Raw genomic sequence first — 19,523 nt, 5'->3', positions numbered from 1 at the left:
TCCTGGTGGGGATCAGTCGCCCAGGCGCAGGCCCGTCTTGGTGTCGAACAGGTGCACGTGGCCGGACTGCGGGCGGACGTAGATGGACTCGCCCTTCATCGGGGGGCGGCGTCCGTCGACGCGGGCCACGATGTCGTGGCTCTTGCCGTCCAGCGTGGTGTGGCCGTAGACGTAGGCGTCGGCGCCGAGTTCCTCGACGACGTCGACCTGGACCTCGAGGCCTTCGCCCTGCGGTGCGGTCTCAAGGTCTTCCGGGCGGGAACCGACGGTGACGGTCTGGCCGTGGGCCTCTTCGAGGACGTCGCGCGGCACGGGGTACACGGTGCCGCCGAACTGCACGCCGCCGTCGACGACGGGGAGTTCCAGCAGGTTCATGGCGGGGGAGCCGATGAAGCCGGCAACGAAGACGTTCTTCGGCTTGTCGTAGAGGTTGCGCGGGGTGTCGACCTGCATCAGCAGGCCGTCCTTCAGCACGGCGACGCGGTCGCCCATGGTCATGGCCTCGACCTGGTCGTGGGTCACGTAGACCGTGGTGACGCCGAGGCGGCGGGTCAGGGAGGCGATCTGCGTACGGGTCTGCACGCGGAGCTTGGCGTCCAGGTTGGACAGCGGCTCGTCCATGAGGAAGACCTGCGGGTTACGCACGATCGCGCGGCCCATGGCAACACGCTGGCGCTGGCCGCCGGAGAGGGCCTTCGGCTTGCGGTCGAGGTAGGGCTCAAGGTCCAGGAGCTTCGCGGCTTCACGGACGCGCTCGGCGCGCTCTTCCTTGCTGACGCCGGCGATCTTCAGGGCGAAGCCCATGTTGTCCGCCACGGTCATGTGCGGGTACAGCGCGTAGTTCTGGAAAACCATAGCGATGTCGCGGTCTTTGGGCGGTACGTCGGTGACGTCGCGGTCGCCGATCAGGATGCGGCCGGCGTTGACGTCCTCAAGACCTGCGAGCATACGCAGGGAGGTCGACTTGCCGCAGCCGGAGGGTCCAACAAGGACCAGGAACTCGCCGTCGGCGATTTCAATGTTGAGCTTGTCAACAGCGGGCTTTTCCGTGCCCGGGTAAAGACGTGTCGCGTTATCAAAAGTAACTGTAGCCACAGTTATCAATCCCTTCACCGGCAGGTACGTGCCGGACGATCCGTTGTGAATGGTCTTATTATTCGGTTGTTAATTCAGTTGTCAGCACCTGGTCGTGCGCATACTCCCCGGCCGAAGCCGAGGAGTATCCAATGACGCCGCACGGTACTTGTGCGCCACATCACAACCCAGAGTATGTCAGATTATTGCCAAGTGGGCCAAAAAGTTACGGATGTCACATGTGATTCGGCCGACTCTGGGCCCCGCGTGCGGTAGGGGTCACAGGCCGAGGCTGCGCTTCCGTTCCCCCAGCAGGGCCTCCAGCAGCTCGGCGACGTGCACCGGAGCCTCCACCCGGAACTGGGCCTGCGTGAAGTCCAACCCCACCTTCACGCCGAGGTCCCCGGGCAGCAGCCGGGCCAGGGCGTCCTCGTCGGTGGTGTCGTCGCCGGCGAAGAGGGTGGCCGTGGCGCCGGTGGCCTGGCGCAGGAAGGACACACCCTCGCCCTTGGACGCGTGAACCACCGAGGTCTCCAGGACCCGGTTGCCGCTCTTCAGGTAGACGCCCGGCCGGTCCTGCAGGACGGCGCGGGCCGCGGCGACGGCGTCGGCCGCGACATCGTCCGCGGCAAGCCGGGTGTGGAGGACGACGCCGGCAGGCTTGTCCTCGAGCAGGGTGCCCGGAGCCACCTCGACGATGCCCTCGAGCTCACGCCGGACGTCGGCGAGGAGCTGCCGGCGTTCGTCGTCGAGCTCCAGCTTCGCGGACCCGGGGCCCATCCAGACCTCCGCGCCGTGGCTGCCGATGAGCAGGGTCTTCTCCGGGGGAAATGCGACGGCCCGCAGGCTGTCCAGGGCGCGGCCGGAGATGAGCGCCGTCGTCGTCCGGGGCAGTTCGGTGAGGGCGGCGAAGGCCGCTGCCGAGCGGGGGAGGGAGCGGGCATCCGCCGCATGGTCCACAAGCGGCGCCATGGTGCCGTCAAAGTCCATGGCGACCAGCAGATGTTCCGTGCTCGCGATCCGCCGGACGGCGTCCAGCAGTTCAGGGGAGAGGGACAGCGGGGTCTGCTCCGGTGCCGGTTCAGGAGTCATCACGGACAACCTTTTCCTTCAGGGCGTTCAGGAAATCGGAGGACCAGAGGTCCACGTCGTGGTCCAGGATCTGCTTGCGCATGGCCCGCATCCGGCGCGCAGCCTCGGCGGGCTGCATGTCCACGGCCCGCATGATCGTGTCCTTGAGCCCGTCGATATCGTGCGGATTCATCAGCAAGGCCTGCTTGAGCTGGTCCGCGGCGCCGGCGAACTCACTCAGCACCAGGGCGCCGTCGTTCTTGGTCCGGGCGGTGACGTATTCCTTGGCCACCAGGTTCATCCCGTCCCGCAGGGCGGTGACGAGCATAACGTCCGCCGCCAGGTACAGCGCCACCATCTCCTCGATCGGGTAGCTGTGGTGCAGGTAGCGGACCGCGGTGTTCTGCATGGTGTCGTAGGTGCCGTTGATGTGCCCCACGGTGCCTTCGACTTCCTCGCGCAGCAGGCGGTACTGCTCCACACGCTCCCGGCTGGGGCTGGCCACCTGGATCAGCGTGGCGCCCTCCACCGTCACCTTGCCGTCCGCCAGCAGTTCCTCATAGGCCTTGAGCCGGTGCCGGATGCCCTTGGTGTAGTCGAGGCGGTCGACGCCAAGCAGGATGGTCTTGGGATTGCCAAGGTCCCGGCGGATCTGCCGGGCGCGCTCGATGATCTCGGGCTTCTGCGCGAGTTCACTGATCTGCTTGACGTCAATCGAGATCGGGAATGCCTGCGCGCGGGCAATGTGGGTGGTCTCGCCGTCGCTGCCCTTGACGTGGACCTGCTGCTGCTTGACGCTGGCGCCGAGGAAGCGGCGGGCCGAGCGCATGAAGTTGCCGGCGTCACTGCTGCGCTGGAAGCCCACCAGGTCTGCCCCGAGCAGCCCGTCGATGATGGCTCGGCGCCAGGGCAGCTGGGCGAAAATCTCTGGCGGGGGGAAGGGGATGTGGTTGAAGAAACCGATCTTCAGGTCCGGCCGCGCCTCGCGCAGCATTTTGGGGACCAGCTGCAGCTGATAGTCCTGCACCCAGACGGTCGCCCCGGGGGCGGCATGGTGGATGACGGCGTCCGCGAACCGGCGGTTGACCTTGCGGTACGAATCCCACCACTTCCGGTGGAACTCCGGCGGGGCAATCACGTCGTGGTAGAGCGGCCAGAGGGTGGCGTTGGAGAAGCCCTCATAGAAGAGCTCGATGTCGTGCGTGCTCAACTGGACCGGCACCAGGTCAATGCCGCCGTGGCTGAACGGCTGAAGGTGCTCGTCCGGGGCCCCGTGCCAGCCCACCCAGGCGCCATCGGTCTTGGTCATCATGGGCGCGAGTGCCGTGACCAGTCCGCCGGGGGAGCGGCGCCAGCCGTCCTCGCACCCCGGCTCATCCGGGGAGCAGCGGTCCACCGGCAGGCGGTTGGACACCACCATAAAGTCGTACTGCGCGTCGGGATCAGTACCGCCCGGCGCGGATTCTTCCGCTGATTCCAAACGTGGTTCGGCGTGTCGTGTGGCCTGCATTGGTGCCCCCTGGGGATCGCTCGTGGCTCCTATCCACCCTAGTCGGGCGGAATCATCTGTGCTATTCACCCGTTGGGAGGCTGCCATTCACCCGGTGGGGGATTGTTGAAAGCGCAACTTCCCAGATTTCTCCCCTAAAATGATGAATTGCCACCCAAGTGGACACCACCGGCCGATCGACCCGAGGAACTAATGAGCCCCGCAAACGAACCCCGTCAGTCCAAATCTGAGCGAACTGCCGCGGCGCGGGAGAAAGCCCGTGAGATCCGCGAAGCGCAGCTGAAGAAGGACAAGCGCAACAAGCTGCTCATCGGCTGGGGCATCGTTGCCGCCGTCGTCGCCATCATTGTGGTGGTGGCCCTGGTAGTCACCTCGAACATCCAGAACAACGCCCCGGTTGCCGACGAGGGCCCCACCCCGGCCAACGGCAACGTCTACGGCGGTGTCACGCTGCTGGCCAACTCCGAGGTGGCAAAGACCGAGCCCGCCACGGTCCGGGTCGCCGACATCCCCGCGCCGGCGGACACCCCGCCGGCAGTAGTGACCGCCCCCGGCGCTGAAGCCGAGGCGGGCAAGCCGGTGAAGGTGGTTCTGTACATCGACTTCATCTGCCCCGTATGCAAGAACTTCGAAACCCAGTACAACGAGACGCTCACCAACCTCCGCAACGAAGGCAAGATCAGCGTCGAGTACCGTCCGCTCGGCTTCCTGGACACCCGCTCCACCACCAACTACTCCTCCCGCGCAGCCAATGCCGCTGCCTGTGTGGTGAACGAATCACCGGAGAAGTACGCCGACTTCGTCAACGTGCTTTTCGAGAAGCAGCCGGCTGAAGGCGGCGCCGGCATCTCCGATGCGGACCTCAAGAAGATGGCCACCGACATCGGCGCCAAGAGCATCGACACCTGCGTGGAAGAAAAGACCTTCCGCCCATGGGTGAAGTACACCACGCAGCAGGCGGCCTCGATCGGTGTCACCGGCACGCCGACCGTCTTCGTTGACGGCCAGCAGTGGGGCAAGGGCGAGAGCGCCCAGACCCCGTTCGAGGATTTCCTCCAGGCAGCCATCGACGCCAAGCAGTAAGCGGCGCTGCCAGCAGCCCGTGGCCAGGCCCGGTTCCGGATTCTTCCGGGGCCGGGCCTGTTTTTATCCCCGGGCGTCCGTGGGCTAACCTTATCTAGCGCACGGCGCCGGGGCCCCTCACAGCGGCCCGGAACCCGCCAGCGCAGGAATGCCTCCTTAGCTCAGTTGGCCAGAGCACCGCTCTTGTAAAGCGGGGGTCGTCGGTTCGAATCCGACAGGGGGCCCAGAGAAACCGCGCCGCTACCGGACTGTCCCGGTGGCGGCGCGGTTTTTGTTTGCCCGGACTCCGGCGCACTGACCGTGGCAATCGCGGGCGGAAATGTGGACAATGTTCCTACAGCGCAGCACGTCTCGGATGTCTGCCCAAGCCATCCGATTCAGACTCGCATTCTGCGGACGGCCCGCCGCGACAACCGGCAGGCCCGACTTCGGGGGGACGCCATGACCAGCAGGAACCTGCAGCGGCGCAAAGCGGCCGGATTAACCCTGCTCACCCTCGCCGCGGTGCTGTCCGGGTGCACTTCCGGCGCCGCTAGCGGCGCCGGAACCGGGAACCAGTCCGCGCCCGGTCCCACCGCTCCAGGATCGTCCGCCGCATCGTCCGCCGCGCAGGCCCCGGCAGGCACCGCCTCCCCGGCGGCCTCCGGCTGGACCGCGCTGCAGGACAGCGCGCCGTTTAAGGCACTCACGCCGGAGCAGCAGCAGAAGATCAGCGCGCTGGAGGCCATGGATATGGCCACGTTCGAGAAGCAGAGCCGGGACGACCAGCTCGCCTACGGGGCATTCCTTCGGGAGGTGTACCAGGACTACGCGATCGCCGGGACGGCCGCGATTGCCCCGGACAGCCGGCTCCCGGCTCCCCAGAAGGTGCCCAGCTCAGGCACCGGGGCCCAGATCATGGGCGATGAGCTGCTCAAAGCGGCGACGGCCCGCTGGAGTGTCCAGCCGGACGCGGCGTTCGCCGCCACCACCCCGGCAGCCGACAACAACTACACCAAGATGGCGCCGTCCAGGGTCTCGCCCCTCTTCGCCACGGCGTACGAGGAAGCCTCCCGGCCCGCCGCGCTAAGCAAGGAGAACGTCCTCGCCGCCGTGACCGGGCCGCAGGGCACACAGATCGTCAACGAATCCAACAACTTCATTCCGTTCGACGGCTCCTGGGAGGAGCTGACGTTCAAAATCGTGGAAATGCAAAACACGGAAACCCAGGCCCGCAACCAGCTCTACTTCGCGTACACGCCGTTCACCGACATTCATGGCGCCAAGGACGGCGTCTGGATTCTGATGTACGACGCCCAGGAGGGGCAGGAAAAGTGGATTCCTGACCTGAACGTGATCGACTGATCCAGCCACGCGCAGGTGATTACCGGGCGGGGATCCGCTGGGACGTTAGGCCCTAGTCCGCGGACGCGGAGAAGCGGAATCTGGGCTCATGACTGAAACCACTCCGGGGAAGACGCCGGACATCAAGTCCACCCAGCTCGAAGAACAGCCCACCGCCGTGCTGCGCGAGACAGTCCCCATGAACCAGCTGCGCGACTTCTTCGGCCGCGCCTACCACCAGGTGATGGGGGCAGCGGAACAGCAGCACGTCCAGCTGGCCGGGCCGCCCTTTGCCATGTACCGCGGGATGCCGACCGACGTCGTCGATGTCGAGGCGGGATTTCCGGTGGCGGCGCCGTTCCCCGGCGGGACCGGGGGCGGCGTGACCGCGGGGACGCTGCCGGCCGGCCGCGCCTTCGAAGCCATGCACATCGGGCCGTACGAGGCGCTGCCCGAAACGTACGGGGCAATCATGGGCAAGATGCAGGCCGAAGGCGTCACCCCGGGCAACACCATGTGGGAGTACTACCTCAGCGATCCTGCTGTGGAGCCTGATCCGGCCAACTGGAAAACGCTGATTATCTGGCCGGTCGCCTGAGGCCCCGGACCCCCGAAAACTCCGGCTGGACGCGGAAATCGACGCAAAGTGTCGGATTCGCCACACTATTCTTCCCGGGCGTGCATAATGTCCTAAACTGCTTCACTGAGGTGCCTGAAATGGCGCTGCGCAGCAACGAAAGTGAACCCCCAAATGGCTACCGATTACGACGCACCCCGCAAGACAGAAGAAGAGTCTCCCGCTGAGTCGCTGGAGGCCCTCCAGGCGTCCCGCGGCGGTGGCGCGCAGACTGCCGTCATCGACGTTGACGAGAACGACACCGCTGAAGGCATCGACCTTCCCGGCGCCGATCTTTCCGGCGAAGAACTGACCGTCATTGTTGTGCCCGAGCAGTCCGATGAATTTACCTGCTCCTCCTGCTTCCTGGTCCGTCACCGGTCCCAGGTGGCCAAGGAAAAGAACGGCCTGAAGTACTGCCGCGACTGCGAAGGCTAGGGGACCTTCCACCGCGCACCACCACTTCAGCAGCATGCACCGCGAAGCGCCGGAACCCGCACAGGGGCCCGGCGCTTCGCCGTTCCCGGGGCTTCCCCGGCAGGCGCCCGACGGCGGCGCAACCGTCCCGTGACCGGGGCCGCCGCCAGCTAACGGTTGGGGCACCTAGGCCGTTTGCCCCTCGAAGCGGGCCGCAAACGCTCCTATTCTGGAGCTATCTCATCTCTCGAGGGGGCGGCCCAACATGATGAAATTCCGGGTGTGGTTAGTTGCGGTCCTGCTGGCTGTTGGATCGGCGCTCGTGGCGCCGGGTCCGGCCTCGGCGGCCCCGTACTGCGGACTGGTGTGGGGGTCTCTCGTCAAAGCGGATCCCGCCCTGAGCCAGGCCCAGGTGACGGACGTGCGCACCGGGCAGCATTACTGTTTCGACCGGCTGGTTATCGACCTCAACGGGCCCGTGGCCGGGTACACCGTCCGCTACGTGCCGCAGGTGGTGCAGGACGGCTCCGGATTTCCGATTGCCCTGCGCGGCCAGGCGTTCCTGCAGGTGACAGCCAACGCGCCGGCCTATGACGAGAACGGCAACGCCACCTACAGCCCGGCCAACCCGAACGAGCTGACCGACGTCACTGGCTACCAGACCTTCCGTCAGGTGGCGTGGGCCGGCAGCTTCGAAGGGTACTCCAGCCTGGGGCTCGGGGTGCGGGCGCGGCTTCCGTTCCGCGTGTTCACCCTGGAGGGGCCGGGCGCGGGATCCCGGCTGGTGATCGACGTCGCGCACTTCTGGTGAGGCCGCTCCGGCCGATAGTAAGTCGACTTAGTAAGCTGACCGAGAAATTACCGGCGCACCGTCGCGGTCCCGCCGGGGCCTGCGGTAGCGTCGGAGCATCGGAAATGGCGGTACGCGAAGCGCTCCGGTGCCGGGCGCAGCAGCCGGACGCAACGGCGTCGGGGACTGTTGTGCCAGCGCCGGGCGCGGCGGTACCGGACCTACTCAGGAGGACGCATGAAAGCATCACCAACGCTCACGACCAACCTGCAGGCAGTGCTCGTGGACCTCATTGAACTCCACGTCCAGGGCAAGCAGGCGCACTGGAACATCGTCGGAACGAACTTCCGGGACCTTCACCTGCAGCTGGACGAAATCATTGAGGCTGCCCGCGCCTTCGCGGATGACCTGGCGGAGCGCATGCGCGCCCTCCACGCCCTCCCGGACGGCCGCAGCTCCACGGTGTCCAAGTCCACCTCCCTCGCGGAGTTCCCGAACGGCCTGATCAACACCAAGGACGCCATCGAACGCATCGTGGCGGCCCTTGAGGCGGCCGTGGGCACCATGCGCAAGGTCCATGACGAAGTGGACGAAGAGGACCCCACGACGGCGGACCTGCTGCACGAGTTCATCGCCAAGTTCGAGCAGTACGCCTGGATGGTCAACGCCGAGACGATGCGGGCCAACGCCAGCGTCACCACGGCGGACAGCAAGTAAGCTTTCCCGGCTGTTGCCAGCGCCCGGGCCCGGTTGTCATCGGGGCCGGGCGCTCGGCATTTAACCCGTGGCTACCGTGCGGTGGGCACCTTGCGGAGGACGACGGCGGCGAGCACCGAGGCCCCCGCCATGAGCACCAGCGCGATGGCCGCCGTGATGTGGACGCCCGAGTCGAACGCGGACCGGGCCGCGGTGAGCACTGCGTCCGCCAGCGGCCCCGGCAGGGTCTGCGCCAGCTCCACCGCCCCGGCCAGCGTCTCGCCGGCCTGGGCCGACGCCTCCGCCGGGACGGACCCGGCCACACCGGCGGGAAGCCGGAGGTTGCCCTGGTACGAGGCCGTCAGGATGGACCCGAGAATGGCCGTGCCGAGCAGGGAGCCGATCTCGTAGCCGGTCTCGGAAATGGCGGCGGCCGCCCCGGACTTCTCCGCGGGTGCAGCGCCGAGAATCAGGTCGTTGGAGATGGTTTCCGCGGCGCCGACGCCCAGGCACAGCACCAGCAGGGCCGTCAGCAGCAGCGCGGGGCCGTTGCCGTGGTCGCCGAACGCCACCAGAAAGTAGCCGGCGGCGCTCAGGAGCAACCCGCCGGCCACCACGAAGCCTGGCCGGACCTTTTTTACCAGCGGCACCACCAGCAGGCCCGCCACCACGGTGGCGACGAGGGCCGGGACCATGGCCACGCCGGATTCCGAGGGGGACTGGCCCTCCAGCAGCTGCAGGTGCTGGGCGAGGAACAGGATGAAGCCGTTGAAGGAGAACAGCGCCAGCACGTTGGCGGTGATGGCCGTGCTGAAGACCCGGTTGCCGAACAGGCTGACGTCCAGGAGCGGCGCCGTCCGGTTCCGCCGGCCGGCGGCGCCATGTGCCTGTCCTGCTTGTGTCTGTCCTGCTTGCAGCAGGTGCCGCTGGCGCCGGATAAAGACATAGCCCATCGCGAGGCCAAATCCGACGGCGGCCAGCGGCTCCGCGGCGGGGCCGTGCGTGGCCAGGATCTTGATGCCATAGACCACGGGGACCATCACCAGCAGGGACAGGATGATGCTGGGCACGTCCACGCGGCCCGGGTTCGGGTCGCGGGATTCCGGGATCAGGGCCGGCCCCAGAGCCAGCAGCGGCAGGATGATCGGCACGGCCACCAGCAGGATGGCGCCCCACCAGAAGTGCTCCACCAGCCAGCCGCCGAAGATCGGCCCCAGCGCCGCGCCGCCGGAGAACCCGGCGGCCCAGATGGCCACGGCCAGCCGGCGCCGGTTGGGTTCGGGGAAGATGTTCCGGATCAGGGACAGCGTTGAGGGCATCAGCATGGCGCCGAAGAAGCCCAGCCCGGCCCGCCCCGCGATGAGCCATTCGGCGCTGGGGGCGAAGGCGGTGACGGCCGAGACGGCCGCGAATCCCGCGCTGCCGATAAAGAGCAGCCGGCGCCGGCCGATCCTGTCACCCAGGCTGCCCATCGCTACGAGCAGGCCCGCGAGGACCAGGGGATAAGCGTCCACGATCCAGAGCAGCTCCAGCCCGGTGGCGTCGAGGCTCCGGGCGATCGCAGGCAGTGCGAACGTCAGGGCCGTGTTGTCGACGGCCACCAGCAGCACCGGAAACATCAGCAGGGCCAGAGCGATCCAGTCGCGCCACGGCGCCCGGGGTGCCTGGTGCTCAAGAGTTCCGCCGGCAGGGCCAATGGTGTGGTTCCGGCCCGGACCGGTGCTGTTGGAGGTAAGGGACGTGTTGCTCATGGGCATAACTGTACCGTCTGGACGGTATAGTTAAGAAATGGCCCGGGTAAGAAATGGTCCGGGCTGCGGGGCATGATGGAGGCATGGCAAGAAAACCCGTGGCCCGCGAAGCCGTCCTCGACGCATTCGAATCCCTGCTGATCGAAGAGGGGGAGCGGGCTGCCACCCTGGATGCCGTGGCCCGTCTGGCCGGGGTCTCCAAGGGTGGCCTCCTCTACCACTTCCCCAACAAGGAGGCCATGATCTCTGTTCTGCTGGAACGGCTGGACCGCCTGCTCGCCGAGGACCTTGTTGCCATGGCGGCCGCGCCCGAGGGCGCCGCGGCCTTCTTTATCAAGTCCTCGGTCTGGGCGGACACCCCGCTGGACCGGGTCTTCGTTGCCGCCACCCGGCTGGCGGAGGTGGCGCACCAGGAGACCCTGCGCAGGATGGCCGCCGTCCAGGCGGCCTGGCTGGAGCTGCTCGCCGCCGACGTCGGTCCTGTCATGGCGAAGCCGGTCCTCTACATGGGGGACGGTCTGTACTTCAACGCCATGCTCGCCCGCGGCCCGGGCGGGGCGCTCGCGGAGGTCGACACCGACGTCGAGAGCCTGCTCGTCGCCCTCGAGCGGCTCCGGGGCTGAGCCGGCCCGGGGCGTTCGATCGCCCCTGCGTCGGCCACGGGCGTAACGTCGGCGGCCACCCGGCGCCTGGTTTGCAGACGGGGGCGTGGCGTAGGACAATGGGAGCTGTGACTGTTGTCACGCCAAGTAAATATGCCTTTGATCTGCGGCGGGAGAGTTCTGCTTGTAGGTACAAGCAGGCGCCGTAGGAGCAAATCCTCCCCAGGAATCTCTCAGGCCCACGTACCGCCGCGGCAAGGCAACTCTGGAAAGTAGCAGGCTGTCTTTGGACACGCCGTGCTCACCGACGGTGCAAGCGGAACCATGCGAGAGCACGGCTGCGCGGAAACTCTCAGGTCCAATACAGAGCGGGGAGGAACCCGAATCAATGTGGCGTACCCTGCGCCGCCTTAGTTATGGAGTTCCTTGTGACTGTTTCCTCAGCCTCCACGTCCTTCGTCGACCGGCACATCGGCGCACGCCGTCAGGCCGACGTCGACACCATGCTGAAGGCTGTCGGCTACGACACCGTTGACGCCCTGGTGGACACCGCGGTGCCGAAAGACATCCGGCAAGACTCCCCGCTGTCGCTCGGAGCGGCTCTCAGCGAGGTAGAAGTCTTGGCCGAACTGCGCCAGCTGGCAGCGAAAAACAAGACCGCCGTGCAGATGATCGGGCAGGGCTACTACGACACCGTCACCCCGGCCGTGATCCGCCGGAACATCCTCGAAGCCCCGGCCTGGTACACCGCCTACACCCCCTACCAGCCGGAAATCTCCCAGGGCCGGCTCGAGGCGCTGCTGAACTTCCAGACCATGGTCCAGGACCTCGTGGGCCTGCCCATCGCCAACGCCTCCCTGCTCGACGAAGCCACCGCCGTCGCCGAGGCCGTGCTGATGATGCGCCGGGCCAACAAGAACAAAACGGCCCATGACGGCAAAACCGTCCTCGACGCCGACTGCCTGCCGCAGACCATCGCGATCGTCCGAGGCCGCGCAGAAGCCCTCGGCTTCGAGGTGGAGGTCGCCGATCTCTCCAAGGGACTGCCCGACGGCGTCATCAACGGCGTGGTGCTGCAGCAGCCGGGCGTCTCCGGCCGCGTGTTCGACCACACCGCCGTCATCGCCGAGGCCAAGGAACGCGGCGCGCTGGTCACCGTTGCCGCGGATCTCCTCTCCCTGACCCTGATCACGCCTCCCGGCGAGCAGGGCGCCGACATCGCCGTTGGCTCCGCCCAGCGCTTCGGCGTCCCGCTGTTCTTCGGCGGCCCGCACGCCGCCTACATGGCGGTCCAGAAAGGCCTGGAGCGGTCCATGCCCGGCCGCCTCGTCGGCGTGTCCAAGGACAACGCCGGCGTCCCCGCCTACCGCCTGGCGCTGCAGACCCGCGAGCAGCACATCCGCCGCGAGAAGGCCACGTCCAACATCTGCACCGCGCAGGCACTCCTGGCCATCGTGTCCTCCTTCTACGCCGTCTACCACGGCCCGGACGGCCTGAAGGCCATCGCGGAGACCGTCCACGGCCACGCCCGCACCATCGCCGCGTCGCTGAAGGCAGCCGGCCTGGACGTGATGCACAGCTCCTTCTTCGACACCGTCACCGTCTCGGTACCCGGCAAGGCCGCGGAGATCCTCGCCGCCGCCGACGCCAAGGGCATCAACCTGCGCGGCATTGACGCGGACACTGTCGGCATCTCCACCGATGAAGCCACGACGGGGAAACACGTCGCCGACGTCGTCGCCGCGTTCGGCGCCAGTGTGGTTGACGGGGTGGAAGGCTTCGCCCTGGACGTCGCCGTCGGGCGGACCTCGGACTACCTGCAGCACCCGGTGTTCAACACCCACCGCTCCGAGACCCAGCTGCTGCGCTACATCCGCCGCCTTTCCGACCGGGACCTGGCCCTGGACCGCACCATGATCCCGCTGGGTTCCTGCACCATGAAGTTGAACGCGACCGCCGAGATGGAAGCCATCTCCTGGCCCGAGTTCGCCTCCATCCATCCCTTTGCTCCGGAGTCCCAGACCGCCGGGTGGCGCGAACTGATCGAGGACCTCGAAGCCCAGCTCACCGAGATCACCGGCTACGACCAGGTCTCCATCCAGCCCAACGCCGGCTCCCAGGGCGAACTGGCCGGCCTGCTGGCCATCCGCGGCTACCACCTCTCCCGCGGGGACGCCCAGCGCAACATCTGCCTCATCCCCGCCTCGGCGCACGGCACCAACGCCGCCTCCGCCGTCCTCGCCGGCATGAAGGTGGTGGTGGTCGCCACCGCCACGGACGGTACCATCGACCACGCGGACCTCACCGCCAAGATCGAACAGCACCGCGACGCGCTGTCCTGCATCATGATCACCTACCCGTCCACGCACGGTGTGTACGACGCCGACGTCCGCGACGTCTGCGACGCGGTCCACGCCGCGGGCGGCCAGGTCTACATCGACGGCGCCAACCTCAACGCCCTGGTCGGGCTGGCCCAGCCGGGCCTGTTCGGCGGCGACGTCTCACACCTGAACCTGCACAAGACCTTCTGCATCCCGCACGGCGGCGGCGGGCCCGGCGTCGGCCCGGTTGCAGCGCGGGCCCACCTGGCACCATTTATGCCGGGCAACGCCGCTGACCCGGCGAACGGCGAGAGCGGCACCCCGATCTCCGCCTCCCGCTATGGCTCCGCCGGCGTGCTGCCCATTTCCTGGGCGTACGTGAAGCTGATGGGCGGTGCGGGCCTGACCGAGGCCACCAAGTCGGCCCTGCTCGCAGCCAACTACATCGCCACCCGCCTCAACGACTCCTTCCCGGTGCTCTACACCGGTGAAGGCGGGCTCGTCGCCCACGAGTGCATCCTGGACCTGCGGGAGCTCACGGCCAAGACGGGCGTCACCGCCGAGGACGTCGCCAAGCGGCTCATCGACTACGGTTTCCACGCCCCCACCCTCGCGTTCCCCGTGGCGGGCACCCTCATGGTGGAACCCACCGAGTCCGAGGACCTCGGCGAGATCGACCGCTTCATCGACGCTATGGTCACCATCCGCGCCGAGATCGACCAGGTGGCCGCCGGGGACTTCACGCTCGAGGAAAGCCCGCTGCGGAACGCCCCGCACACCGCCGCCGCCGTCATCAGCACCGAGTGGGCCCGCGGCTACCCGCGCGAACAGGCAGTCTTCCCGGTCCACACGCTCCGCCAGGACAAGTACTTCCCGCCGGTCGGCCGGATCGACGGCGCCGCCGGCGACCGCAACCTGATCTGCTCCTGCCCGCCGCTTTCCGAATTTGAGAACTAAAGGATTTATCGATGACTGAGAACTACACCGCGCTCTACGAAGAGCACAAGAAGCTCGGCGCCTCCTTCACGGACTTCGGCGGCTGGCAGATGCCGCTCAAATACAGCTCCGAACTCGCCGAACACCACGCTGTCCGCAAGTCCGCGGGCCTGTTCGACCTCTCCCACATGGGCGAGGTCTGGGTCACCGGCCCCGACGCCGCAGCCTTCCTGGACTACGCACTCGTCGGCAAGATCTCCGCGATGGCGGTCGGCAAGGCCAAGTACTCGCTGATCTGCAACGAGGACGGCGGCATCATCGACGACCTCATCACGTACCGGCGGCCCGCGGCGGACGCCGCAGGAGACGGTACCGACAAGTTCCTTGTGGTCCCCAACGCCGGCAATGCCAAGGTGGTCGCCGCGGAGTTGGCCGCACGGGCCGGTTCTGCCCCAGAAGGCAATTTCGACGTGACCGTGCAGGACGCGTCCGCCGAAACCTCGCTGATCGCCGTGCAGGGCCCCAAGGCCCAGGAGATCCTGCTGCGCCTGGTTCCCGCCGCGCAGCACGCGCTCGTCACGGAGCTCAAGTACTACGCCGCCGTCGAGGTTCCCCTCATGTTCGGCGGCACCAGCCAGGAGCTGCTGCTGGCCCGCACCGGCTACACCGGTGAAGACGGCTTCGAGATCTTCGTCGCCAACGATGACGCGGCCGCCCTCTGGCAGGCGCTCGTGGCCATTGCCGAGGACGGCGAGCTGACGCCCGCCGGCCTGGCGTCCCGCGACTCGCTCCGCCTTGAGGCAGGAATGCCCCTCTACGGCAACGAACTCTCCCTGCAGGGCGACCCGTTTGCCGCCGGGTTGGGCCCGGTCGTCGCGCTCTCCAAGGAAGGCGACTTCGTCGGCAAGGCCGCCCTGGCCGCCAAGAAGGAAGCCGGCGCCGGCGCCACCACGGGCCGCAAGCTGGTGGGCCTCAAGGGTCTCGGCCGCCGCGCAGGCCGCGGCCACTACCCGGTCCTCAAGGACGGCAAGGTCGTCGGCGAAGTCACCTCCGGCCAGCCGTCGCCGACCCTGGGCTACCCGGTGGCCCTGGCCTACGTCGACGTCGAGTTCACCGAGCCCGGCACGGCCCTGGACATCGACCTGCGCGGCAAAGCCGAGCCGTTCGAGGTGGTCGCCCTGCCGTTCTACAAGCGCCAAAAATAACGCCTCTTCCGGTGACGGCGTGCTTCGCGTCCTCCGTATTTCTTCAGCATTCTTGACCCTCTAAGACTTAGGAAAAATTCATGGCAAAAGTAGCTCCCGAACTTCAGTACTCCGACGAGCATGAGTGGGTTGCCCGCGACGCCGGATCCAACGTCGTTTCCATCGGCATCTCCGCCGTCGCCACGGACGCCCTCGGCGACATCGTCTACGTGGACCTGCCCGAGGTTGGCTCAGCGGTGACCGCGGGGGAGACCTGCGGTGAGGTGGAGTCCACCAAGTCCGTCTCGGACCTGTACGCCCCCGTCACGGGCGAGGTCACGGAAGTCAACCCTGCCGTCGTCGACGACCCCGCACTGATCAACAGCGATCCGTATGGTGCCGGCTGGCTGTTCAAGGTGGCCGCCGATTCCGAGGGCCCGCTGCTCTCGGCCCAGGAATACGCCTCCAAGAACGGCGGTGAACTGTGAGCGGCGCCGGCACGGAAACTGCGTTTGAGCAGGTCGTGTCCCCATCCCTGGACGCGGACCTGTCCGCCCTGGACCCGGAGATCGCCGCGAGGATCGACGCCGAGCTGGGCCGCCAGCGCGACGGCCTGGAAATGATCGCCTCGGAGAACCACACCGCCCGGGCCGTCATGCAGGCGCAGGGTTCGGTGCTGACCAACAAGTACGCCGAGGGTTACCCGGGCAAGCGCTACTACGGCGGCTGCGAGCACGTGGACGTTATTGAGCAGCTGGCGATCGACCGGGTCAAGGCCCTGTTCGGCGCGGAGTACGCGAATGTGCAGCCGCACTCCGGCGCGCAGGCCAACGCCTCCGTGATGCACGCGCTGATCCGCCCGGGCGACACGATTATGGGCCTGAACCTGGCCCACGGCGGGCACCTGACGCACGGGATGAAGATCAACTTCTCCGGCCGCCTGTACAACGTCATTCCCTACCAGGTCCGCGAGGACGACCACCGGATCGATATGGCCGAGGTGGAGCGCCTGGCCCAGGAGCACAAGCCGCAGCTGATCGTCGCGGGCTGGTCCGCGTACGCCCGGCAGCTGGACTTCGCTGAGTTCCGGCGGATCGCCGATTCCGTGGGTGCGTACCTGATGGTGGACATGGCCCACTTCGCCGGGCTCGTCGCCGCCGGGCTGCACCCCTCCCCGGTGCCGCACGCCCACGTCACCACCTCCACGACGCACAAGACCCTCGCCGGTCCGCGCGGCGGCATCATCCTGACCAACGACGCGGACGTCGCGAAGAAGATCAACTCGGCCGTGTTCCCGGGCCAGCAGGGCGGCCCGCTGGAGCACGTCATCGCCGGGAAGGCTGTGGCGTTCAAGATCGCAGCCTCCCCGGAGTTCAAGGAACGCCAGGAGCGTGTCCTGGCCGGGGCCCGGATCCTCGCCGACCGCCTGGTCCAGCCGGACGTCACGGCCAAGGGCATCAACGTGATCTCCGGCGGCACCGATGTGCACCTGGTCCTGGTGGACCTGCGCCACTGCGAGCTGAACGGCCAGGAAGCCGAGGACCGCCTCGCGGAAATCGACATCACCGTCAACCGCAACGCGGTCCCGTTCGACCCGCGCCCGCCGATGGTCACCTCGGGCCTGCGCATCGGCACCCCGGCGCTGGCCACCCGCGGCTTCGGCGAGGCGGCCTTCACCGAGGTCGCGGACATCATCGCGGAAGCCCTCACCGCCGACGCCGGCACGGACCTGTCCGGCCTGCGCGCACGGGTCGAAGCACTTGCCAAGGCCCACCCGCTCTACCCCTCGGTCACCAACCTGGGCTAACCGCCTCACTCCCGTGGCTGGCTCCGGGGCCGGCGGACCGGACTTTTCACGCGTGCTCCCCACCGGCACCCTCGCCTCGCAAGCTCGGCCAGGGAACCCTGCCGGCGTGGGCCCAGCCCCTCGCTGAGACGCACGCTTTCGAAAAGCCCGGCTCCGCCAGCCCCTCAAGGGCAGCTCACCGCCGCTGTGGTGACGGGCATGGGTGGCTGGGAGGGTTCCGGAAGCGTGCGTCTAAGGGAGCGTCACGTCCGCTCAGCGGGCGTTTTCGCGACCGAGCACGCGGAGGAATCCTGCCAGTCACCGCCCACCCCCTCGCACGTATCTAGTTAGGATTAATCATGGCCGTTGGAGTCTTCGATCTCTTTTCCATTGGGATCGGGCCCTCGAGTTCGCACACCGTGGGACCCATGCGGGCCGCCGCTGTCTTCGCCGAGGAACTCAAAGCTTCCGGCGACCTCAAGCGGGTGGCGTCGCTGCGCGTTGACCTTTACGGCTCGCTCGCCGCGACCGGGCACGGCCACGGCACCATGACCGCGATCCTGCTCGGGCTCGAGGGCTTCCATCCCGAGCTGATTCTCCCGGAGGAAGTAGAGGAGCGGCTGGCCACGATTGCCGAGACCGGGAACCTGCAGCTGGCCGGCTCCGTCCAGCTTCCCTATGGGGTCCAGGACATGGTCCTGCGCCCGCTGACCATTCTGCCGCGGCACACCAACGGCATGACGTTCACGGTGTCCGATGCCGGCGGGGAAACCCTCCACCAGGCCACGTTCTTCTCCGTGGGCGGCGGCTTCATCGTCCGCGAGGGCGAGGAAGACGCAGCGCTCAAGGAACTCGACGAGTCCAAGAAGGAACTGCCGCTGCCCTTCCGCACCGCCGCGGAACTGCTGGGCCGCTGCCAGTCCAAGGGACTCTCGATCGGCCAGATCATGATGATCAATGAGCGCGCGTCGCGGTCCGAAGCGGAAATCCGCGAGGGCCTGCTGCACATCTACTCCGTGATGGAGGGCTGCGTCGAGGTCAGCCTCAAGCGCGAGGGCCTGCTGCCCGGGGGGCTCAAGGTCCGCCGTCGGGCACCTGACTGGCACGAGCGGCTCCTGAAAGAGGATAAGGACCGGGACCCCAAGTACTGGCAGGAATGGGTTAACCTGATCGCCCTCGCCGTGAACGAGGAAAACGCCTCAGGCGGCCGGGTGGTGACCGCGCCCACCAACGGCGCGGCCGGCATAATCCCCGCCGTGCTGTACTACGCCCTGCACTTCGCGCCGGGCATGGACAAAGCCACCCAGGCCGACCGCGACGACGTGATCGTCAGGTTCCTGCTCACAGCCGCGGCGATCGGGGTGCTCTACAAGGAACAGGCTTCCATCTCCGGTGCGGAGGTGGGCTGCCAGGGCGAGGTGGGCTCGGCGTCGTCGATGGCCGCCGCGGGCCTCGCCGAAGTCATGGGCGGCACCCCGCAGCAGGTGGAGAACGCCGCGGAAATCGCCATGGAACACAACCTGGGCCTGACCTGCGACCCCATCGGCGGGCTGGTGCAGGTCCCCTGCATCGAACGCAACGCGATCGCCGCGGCCAAGGCCATCAACGCCGCCAAGATGGCGTTGTGGGGCGACGGCACGCATCGGGTCTCCCTGGATGAAGTGATTGTCACTATGCGGGAAACCGGCAAGGACATGAGCTCCAAGTACAAGGAAACCGCCATGGGCGGCCTCGCCGTCAACGTGGTGGAGTGCTGAGTCAGTTGTTCAGCGGTCAGTTATTCAGTGCGGCCCAGAGGTTCAGCGACGAGGCGAAGACAACCCAGGTCAGGTAGGGCAGCATCAGCAGCCCGGCCGTCCGGCTGATGGGCCCGAACCGCATCACCGTGACAGCCACGGCCACGGCCAGGGCTGCGATGATGCCGAAGGCGATCCACAGGGCGGGCGTTCCGAGCGTCGGATACAGCCCGAAGAAAACCGGCGTCCACAGCAGGTTCAGCACCAGCTGGACGGCGTATACGGTGAGGGCCCGCCGGGTTCCCTCGGCCCGCTTGCGCCAGACCAGCCAGGCGGCCACGGCCATGGCGATGTAGAGGAAGGTCCAGACCGGACCGAACAGCCAGTTCGGCGGCGACCACGGGGCCTTGTCCGCGGTGACGTACCAGCCGTCGACGTTGGCGGCGCTGGCCAGCCCGCCGAGCCCTGCAACGAGGGCGGAAGCCGCGAGGAAAACGAGCAGTGCCAGCACCTGGGCGCCCCAGGCGGGCTTTCCGGCTTTTTCGCCCTGGAGTGCGGACCCGGCGGCTGGTGGTTGCTGATCCTGAGGCATGCTTCCAGCGTAGCCGTTCTGCTGCGCGGCGGACC

At 67.5% G+C, this 19,523-nt stretch carries 17 protein-coding genes, 1 tRNA gene and 2 riboswitches; of the genes, 13 read left to right on the top strand and 5 right to left on the bottom strand.

From position 1 onward, the window contains the following. Nucleotides 1-12 precede the first annotated feature (12 nt). The 3 genes from ACTWQD_RS13325 to ACTWQD_RS13315 form a co-directional block, all read right to left on the bottom strand. On the bottom strand, nucleotides 13-1,095 hold the full coding sequence (locus ACTWQD_RS13325) for an ABC transporter ATP-binding protein (RefSeq protein WP_443196595.1): 1,083 nt from the start codon (nucleotides 1,093-1,095) through the stop codon (nucleotides 13-15). A 258-nt stretch (nucleotides 1,096-1,353) separates the two neighbouring features. Further along, nucleotides 1,354-2,166, bottom strand: a complete 813-nt coding sequence (gene otsB, locus ACTWQD_RS13320; RefSeq protein WP_443196594.1) for a trehalose-phosphatase — start codon at nucleotides 2,164-2,166, stop codon at nucleotides 1,354-1,356. Then, complete coding sequence (locus ACTWQD_RS13315; protein ID WP_443196617.1) at nucleotides 2,156-3,565, bottom strand: alpha,alpha-trehalose-phosphate synthase (UDP-forming); 1,410 nt, start codon at nucleotides 3,563-3,565, stop codon at nucleotides 2,156-2,158. The genes otsB and ACTWQD_RS13315 overlap by 11 nt, the downstream gene beginning before the upstream one ends. 282 nt (nucleotides 3,566-3,847) lie before the next feature. On the opposite strand from ACTWQD_RS13315, the gene ACTWQD_RS13310 reads away from it, so the two are divergent. The 7 genes from ACTWQD_RS13310 (at nucleotide 3,848) to ACTWQD_RS13280 (ending at nucleotide 8,601) form a co-directional block, all read left to right on the top strand. Next, nucleotides 3,848-4,738: a DsbA family protein gene (locus tag ACTWQD_RS13310; protein ID WP_443196593.1), complete on the top strand. Its 891-nt coding sequence runs from the start codon at nucleotides 3,848-3,850 to the stop codon at nucleotides 4,736-4,738. 150 nt (nucleotides 4,739-4,888) lie between these two features. Beyond that, nucleotides 4,889-4,962, top strand: a tRNA-Thr gene (locus ACTWQD_RS13305). Between the two features lie 217 nt (nucleotides 4,963-5,179). Continuing rightward, the gene (locus ACTWQD_RS13300) at nucleotides 5,180-6,082 is read left to right on the top strand and encodes a hypothetical protein (protein WP_443196592.1); all 903 of its coding nucleotides are present in this window, start codon (nucleotides 5,180-5,182) and stop codon (nucleotides 6,080-6,082) included. An 88-nt stretch (nucleotides 6,083-6,170) separates the two neighbouring features. After that, on the top strand, nucleotides 6,171-6,659 hold the full coding sequence (locus ACTWQD_RS13295) for a GyrI-like domain-containing protein (RefSeq protein ID WP_443196591.1): 489 nt from the start codon (nucleotides 6,171-6,173) through the stop codon (nucleotides 6,657-6,659). 153 nt (nucleotides 6,660-6,812) lie between these two features. After that, complete coding sequence (locus ACTWQD_RS13290) at nucleotides 6,813-7,115, top strand: DUF4193 domain-containing protein (RefSeq protein WP_056741192.1); 303 nt, start codon at nucleotides 6,813-6,815, stop codon at nucleotides 7,113-7,115. 244 nt (nucleotides 7,116-7,359) lie between these two features. Then, nucleotides 7,360-7,905: an AMIN-like domain-containing (lipo)protein gene (locus tag ACTWQD_RS13285; RefSeq protein ID WP_443196590.1), complete on the top strand. Its 546-nt coding sequence runs from the start codon at nucleotides 7,360-7,362 to the stop codon at nucleotides 7,903-7,905. A gap of 216 nt (nucleotides 7,906-8,121) precedes the next feature. Next, the gene (locus ACTWQD_RS13280) at nucleotides 8,122-8,601 is read left to right on the top strand and encodes a Dps family protein (RefSeq protein ID WP_443196589.1); all 480 of its coding nucleotides are present in this window, start codon (nucleotides 8,122-8,124) and stop codon (nucleotides 8,599-8,601) included. 71 nt (nucleotides 8,602-8,672) lie between these two features. Here ACTWQD_RS13280 and ACTWQD_RS13275 read toward each other — a convergent pair whose 3' ends face one another. Beyond that, a complete protein-coding gene (locus ACTWQD_RS13275; RefSeq protein ID WP_443196616.1) occupies nucleotides 8,673-10,199 on the bottom strand; it encodes an MFS transporter in 1,527 nt (508 codons plus the stop codon). Nucleotides 10,200-10,414: 215 nt separating this feature from the next. Between ACTWQD_RS13275 and ACTWQD_RS13270 the strand changes: the two genes are divergently transcribed. The 6 genes from ACTWQD_RS13270 (at nucleotide 10,415) to ACTWQD_RS13245 (ending at nucleotide 18,917) form a co-directional block, all read left to right on the top strand. Next, on the top strand, nucleotides 10,415-10,954 hold the full coding sequence (locus tag ACTWQD_RS13270; RefSeq protein ID WP_443196588.1) for a TetR/AcrR family transcriptional regulator: 540 nt from the start codon (nucleotides 10,415-10,417) through the stop codon (nucleotides 10,952-10,954). Between the two features lie 139 nt (nucleotides 10,955-11,093). After that, a riboswitch (glycine riboswitch) is annotated at nucleotides 11,094-11,192 on the top strand. 1 nt (nucleotide 11,193) lies between these two features. Then, nucleotides 11,194-11,310, top strand: a riboswitch (glycine riboswitch). 39 nt (nucleotides 11,311-11,349) lie between these two features. Further along, complete coding sequence (gcvP, locus tag ACTWQD_RS13265) at nucleotides 11,350-14,211, top strand: aminomethyl-transferring glycine dehydrogenase (protein WP_443196587.1); 2,862 nt, start codon at nucleotides 11,350-11,352, stop codon at nucleotides 14,209-14,211. Nucleotides 14,212-14,222: 11 nt separating this feature from the next. Continuing rightward, a complete protein-coding gene (gene gcvT / locus ACTWQD_RS13260) occupies nucleotides 14,223-15,395 on the top strand; it encodes a glycine cleavage system aminomethyltransferase GcvT (protein ID WP_443196586.1) in 1,173 nt (390 codons plus the stop codon). 80 nt (nucleotides 15,396-15,475) lie between these two features. Continuing rightward, the gene (gene gcvH / locus ACTWQD_RS13255; protein WP_443196585.1) at nucleotides 15,476-15,862 is read left to right on the top strand and encodes a glycine cleavage system protein GcvH; all 387 of its coding nucleotides are present in this window, start codon (nucleotides 15,476-15,478) and stop codon (nucleotides 15,860-15,862) included. A 35-nt stretch (nucleotides 15,863-15,897) separates the two neighbouring features. Continuing rightward, the gene (gene glyA, locus ACTWQD_RS13250; protein WP_443196584.1) at nucleotides 15,898-17,181 is read left to right on the top strand and encodes a serine hydroxymethyltransferase; all 1,284 of its coding nucleotides are present in this window, start codon (nucleotides 15,898-15,900) and stop codon (nucleotides 17,179-17,181) included. Nucleotides 17,182-17,519: 338 nt separating this feature from the next. After that, nucleotides 17,520-18,917, top strand: a complete 1,398-nt coding sequence (locus tag ACTWQD_RS13245; protein WP_443196583.1) for an L-serine ammonia-lyase — start codon at nucleotides 17,520-17,522, stop codon at nucleotides 18,915-18,917. Between the two features lie 16 nt (nucleotides 18,918-18,933). On the opposite strand, the gene ACTWQD_RS13240 is transcribed toward ACTWQD_RS13245, so the two are convergent. Then, nucleotides 18,934-19,488: a TspO/MBR family protein gene (locus ACTWQD_RS13240; RefSeq protein WP_443196582.1), complete on the bottom strand. Its 555-nt coding sequence runs from the start codon at nucleotides 19,486-19,488 to the stop codon at nucleotides 18,934-18,936. Between the last annotated feature and the right edge of the window lie 35 nt (nucleotides 19,489-19,523).

Origin of the sequence: Pseudarthrobacter sp. 1C304 (assembly GCF_052245515.1) — a bacterium.
Taxonomy (GTDB): domain Bacteria; phylum Actinomycetota; class Actinomycetes; order Actinomycetales; family Micrococcaceae; genus Arthrobacter.
This window is presented reverse-complemented; position numbering and strand designations above follow the sequence as displayed.

What these genes read in the sequence shown, in the direction of transcription:
- ACTWQD_RS13300 (WP_443196592.1), top strand. Translation starts at nt 5,180, where the DNA reads ATGACCAGCAGGAACCTGCAGCGGCGCAAAGCGGCCGGATTAACCCTG.
- ACTWQD_RS13275 (WP_443196616.1), bottom strand. Translation starts at nt 10,199, where the DNA reads ATGTTTCCGGTGCTGCTGGTGGCCGTCGACAACACGGCCCTGACGTTC.
- ACTWQD_RS13290 (WP_056741192.1), top strand. Translation starts at nt 6,813, where the DNA reads ATGGCTACCGATTACGACGCACCCCGCAAGACAGAAGAAGAGTCTCCC.
- ACTWQD_RS13240 (WP_443196582.1), bottom strand. Translation starts at nt 19,488, where the DNA reads ATGCCTCAGGATCAGCAACCACCAGCCGCCGGGTCCGCACTCCAGGGC.
- ACTWQD_RS13280 (WP_443196589.1), top strand. Translation starts at nt 8,122, where the DNA reads ATGAAAGCATCACCAACGCTCACGACCAACCTGCAGGCAGTGCTCGTG.
- ACTWQD_RS13315 (WP_443196617.1), bottom strand. Translation starts at nt 3,565, where the DNA reads ATGGTGGTGTCCAACCGCCTGCCGGTGGACCGCTGCTCCCCGGATGAG.
- ACTWQD_RS13270 (WP_443196588.1), top strand. Translation starts at nt 10,415, where the DNA reads ATGGCAAGAAAACCCGTGGCCCGCGAAGCCGTCCTCGACGCATTCGAA.
- gcvT (WP_443196586.1), top strand. Translation starts at nt 14,223, where the DNA reads ATGACTGAGAACTACACCGCGCTCTACGAAGAGCACAAGAAGCTCGGC.
- gcvP (WP_443196587.1), top strand. Translation starts at nt 11,350, where the DNA reads ATGGAGTTCCTTGTGACTGTTTCCTCAGCCTCCACGTCCTTCGTCGAC.
- ACTWQD_RS13310 (WP_443196593.1), top strand. Translation starts at nt 3,848, where the DNA reads ATGAGCCCCGCAAACGAACCCCGTCAGTCCAAATCTGAGCGAACTGCC.
- ACTWQD_RS13285 (WP_443196590.1), top strand. Translation starts at nt 7,360, where the DNA reads ATGATGAAATTCCGGGTGTGGTTAGTTGCGGTCCTGCTGGCTGTTGGA.
- ACTWQD_RS13295 (WP_443196591.1), top strand. Translation starts at nt 6,171, where the DNA reads ATGACTGAAACCACTCCGGGGAAGACGCCGGACATCAAGTCCACCCAG.
- gcvH (WP_443196585.1), top strand. Translation starts at nt 15,476, where the DNA reads ATGGCAAAAGTAGCTCCCGAACTTCAGTACTCCGACGAGCATGAGTGG.
- otsB (WP_443196594.1), bottom strand. Translation starts at nt 2,166, where the DNA reads ATGACTCCTGAACCGGCACCGGAGCAGACCCCGCTGTCCCTCTCCCCT.
- ACTWQD_RS13245 (WP_443196583.1), top strand. Translation starts at nt 17,520, where the DNA reads ATGGCCGTTGGAGTCTTCGATCTCTTTTCCATTGGGATCGGGCCCTCG.